This is a genomic window from Pseudomonas sp. NBRC 111127 (assembly GCF_001320345.1).
GTDB classification, from domain to species: domain Bacteria; phylum Pseudomonadota; class Gammaproteobacteria; order Pseudomonadales; family Pseudomonadaceae; genus Aquipseudomonas; species Aquipseudomonas juntendi.
In genome coordinates this window covers 1-2798 of sequence record NZ_BCBD01000277.1, presented here as the reverse complement: position 1 = coordinate 2798, position 2798 = coordinate 1, and the positions used below count along the sequence as shown (strand labels likewise).

The 2798-nt window shown below is 65.0% G+C and carries 3 protein-coding genes and 1 pseudogene; all 4 read left to right on the top strand.

Features of this window, described 5'->3' with window-relative positions:
• Nucleotides 1–390, top strand: a pseudogene (locus APH30_RS26725) (FAD-dependent oxidoreductase); the annotation flags it as partial.
• Entirely contained in the window at nt 387–1196 is an 810-nt protein-coding gene (locus APH30_RS26720) for a DUF1365 domain-containing protein (protein WP_054914216.1), read from the top strand. The pseudogene APH30_RS26725 and the gene APH30_RS26720, both read left to right, overlap by 4 nt.
• Entirely contained in the window at nt 1171–2433 is a 1263-nt protein-coding gene (locus tag APH30_RS26715; protein WP_054914215.1) for a cyclopropane-fatty-acyl-phospholipid synthase family protein, read from the top strand. Before APH30_RS26720 ends, APH30_RS26715 begins: the two co-directional genes overlap by 26 nt.
• Nucleotides 2433–2798 (top strand): DUF2878 domain-containing protein (locus tag APH30_RS26710; protein WP_256222149.1); only part of this gene is annotated, 366 nt, incomplete at its 3' end. The genes APH30_RS26715 and APH30_RS26710, both read left to right, overlap by 1 nt.

Sequence of the window (2798 nt, the reverse complement as noted above, 5' to 3'; positions counted from 1 at the left end):
GACAATGATGTGGTGCTGCACACCGACACCCGCCTGCTGCCCCGCCGGCGCAAAGCCTGGGCCAGTTGGAACTACCGCCTGGCCGGCGACGGTCAGGCACCATCCGCGCTGACCTACAACATGAATATCCTGCAAGGCCTGCAGGCGCCGGTAACGTTCTGCGTGAGCCTGAACCAGACCGCCCTGATCGACCCCGCCCAGATCATCGCCCGCTTCAGTTACGCCCACCCGCAATACAGCCTGGCGGCGCTGGCCGCACAGGCCCGCCATGCGCAGCTGCAAGGCGGTGAGCACAGCTATTTCTGCGGGGCCTACTGGGGCAACGGCTTTCACGAGGACGGCGTCACCAGCGCGCTGCAGGTGGCCAGCCATTTCGGGGAACAGCTATGAACAGCGGTCTGTGCCTGGGCTGGCTCAGCCACCGGCGCCTGAGCCCGCGGCCGCACGCCTTCCGCTACCGGGTCGGCATGTTCTACCTGGACCTGGACGAGCAAGCCTGGCTGATGACCCTGTCGCGCTGGTTACGGCGCTCGCGCCTGGCGCCGCTGAGCTTCCGTGAAACCGATTACCTGCCGGCCTTTACCGGCCAAGGGCAATCGCTGGCCGGCGCCGCGCGGCGGTTGGTGGGCCGGGCCACGGGCCAGGTGCCGGAAGGGCCGGTACGCCTGCTGACCCAGCTGCGCTGCTGGGGACTGGCGTTCAACCCGGTGAGTTTCTACTTCTGCCACGACCGCGATGGGCACCTGGCGGCAATCCTGCTGGAAGTACGCAACACCCCTTGGCGAGAGCGCTTCCACTATGTGCTGCCCGTACAGGGCGGGCTGGCGCAGCCGTTCGCGGTGAGCAAGGCCTTTCACGTGTCGCCGTTCATGCCGCTGGACATGGACTACCGCTTGCGCTTCCACCTCGACGAGAGCCGGGTGCGCATCCACATGGAAAACTGGCAAAGCGGCCACAAGGTCTTCGAAGCCGACCTGGCACTACGGCGCCAACCCTTGGACCGCCCCGCCTTGCACCGCTACATCCTGGCCTTCCCCTGGATGAGCCTGCGCACCCTGACGGGCATCTACTGGCAAGCCCTGCGCCTGTTCTGCAAGCGCACGCCTATTCACGACCACACCGCCAGCCAGGCTGACCTGGCACTTGGCCAACCTTGCGAGGACTCCGATCATGTCCAATCCCACCCTGAGCGTTAGCAAGTCAGCAGGCATCGCCCCTTGGTTGGGCGCGTTGGCGCGCAACGCTGTGCTGGCACAGCTGGGCAAGTTGCGCCATGGCCACCTGCGTGTGCTCTGCCATGGGCAACAATGGGCCTTCGGTGATGCCGCCAGTGCCTTGCAGGCGGAGGTGGAAATTCTCGATGATGCTGCCTGGAACCTGCTGGCGAGCAATGGTTCGATCGGTGCCGGTGAAGGCTATATCCATGGTTACTGGCGCAGCCCGGACCTGGCCCTGGTCACGCGGTTGTTCGTCGCCAACCTCGAGGTGCTAGACGCCCTGGAAGGGGGCCTGGCGCGGTTGGGCCGGCCCGCCCTGCGCCTGCTGCACCGGCTCAACCGCAACAGCAAGCGCGGTGCGCGACGCAACATACTGGCCCACTATGACTTGGGCAACGCACTGTTCGAACAGCTGCTGGACCCGACCATGATGTACTCGGCTGCCCAGTTCGAGCACCCCGACCAACCCCTTGAACAGGCCCAGCTTCGCAAGCTGCAACGCATCTGCGAGAAGCTTGAACTGGGCCCGGAAGACCACCTGCTGGAGATCGGCACTGGCTGGGGCAGCCTTGCCATCCATGCGGCCAGCCATCATGGTTGCCGGGTCACCACCACCACCCTGTCCCAGGCGCAATACAGCCATACCCTGCAACGGGTCAAAGACCTGGGGCTGGAGCGGCAGATCACGGTGCTGCAGGAGGACTACCGCGACCTGCGCGGCACATTCGACAAGCTGGTGTCGATCGAGATGATCGAGGCTGTAGGCCACCGCTACCTGCCCACGTACTTCCGCCAGTGTGGAGCGTTGCTCAAGCCCGATGGCCTGATGCTGATCCAGGCGATCACCATTCGCGACCAGCGCTATACCCAGGCACGGCGCTCGGTGGACTTCATCCAGCGCTATATTTTCCCCGGCGGCGCCCTGCCCTCGCTCAGCGTGCTGGTCGATACGGCCAGCCGCCAGACCGCGCTGAACCTGGTTCACATGGAGGATTTCGGTGTCGACTATGCCCTGACGCTGCGGCACTGGCACGACAACCTGAAGCAGTCGCGCGCCGCGCTCGCGGCGTTGGGTTATGACGAGACGTTCCAGCGCCTGTGGGAGTTTTATCTGTGCTACTGCCAGGGCGGTTTCGAGGAGCGTGCCATTGGCGTGGCGCAGCTGTTGTGGGCGGCGCCGAACGCGCGTCGCGCGCCACTGCCTGTACCGGCGTGATGGTTACCCGCGGCCAGATTGCCAATGCGCTGTGGCTGCAATTGGGCTGGTGGTTGTGCATATGGGGTGCCAGCACACCTGGGATTCTGGTGCTGGTACCTGTGGGCCTGGCGCTACACCTGTGGACATGCACACAGCCGCGGGCAGAAGCGTGGGCGCTGTTACGCGTAACCATGGCTGGCTGCCTGCTGGACAGCCTGCTTGGCAGTTTTGGCGTATTTGATTTTCATGCCTGGCCGTTACCCTTGTGGCTGGCATCGATGTGGTTGGTGCTGGCCAGCGGTTTGCGCCATAGCCTGGCCTGGGCTGGTCGGCCGTTTTTGCGCGGTGCCGTGGTCGGCGCGGTTGCCGGCCCCCTGGCGTAT

What these genes read in the sequence shown, in the direction of transcription:
- APH30_RS26715 (WP_054914215.1), top strand. Translation starts at nt 1,171, where the DNA reads ATGTCCAATCCCACCCTGAGCGTTAGCAAGTCAGCAGGCATCGCCCCT.
- APH30_RS26720 (WP_054914216.1), top strand. Translation starts at nt 387, where the DNA reads ATGAACAGCGGTCTGTGCCTGGGCTGGCTCAGCCACCGGCGCCTGAGC.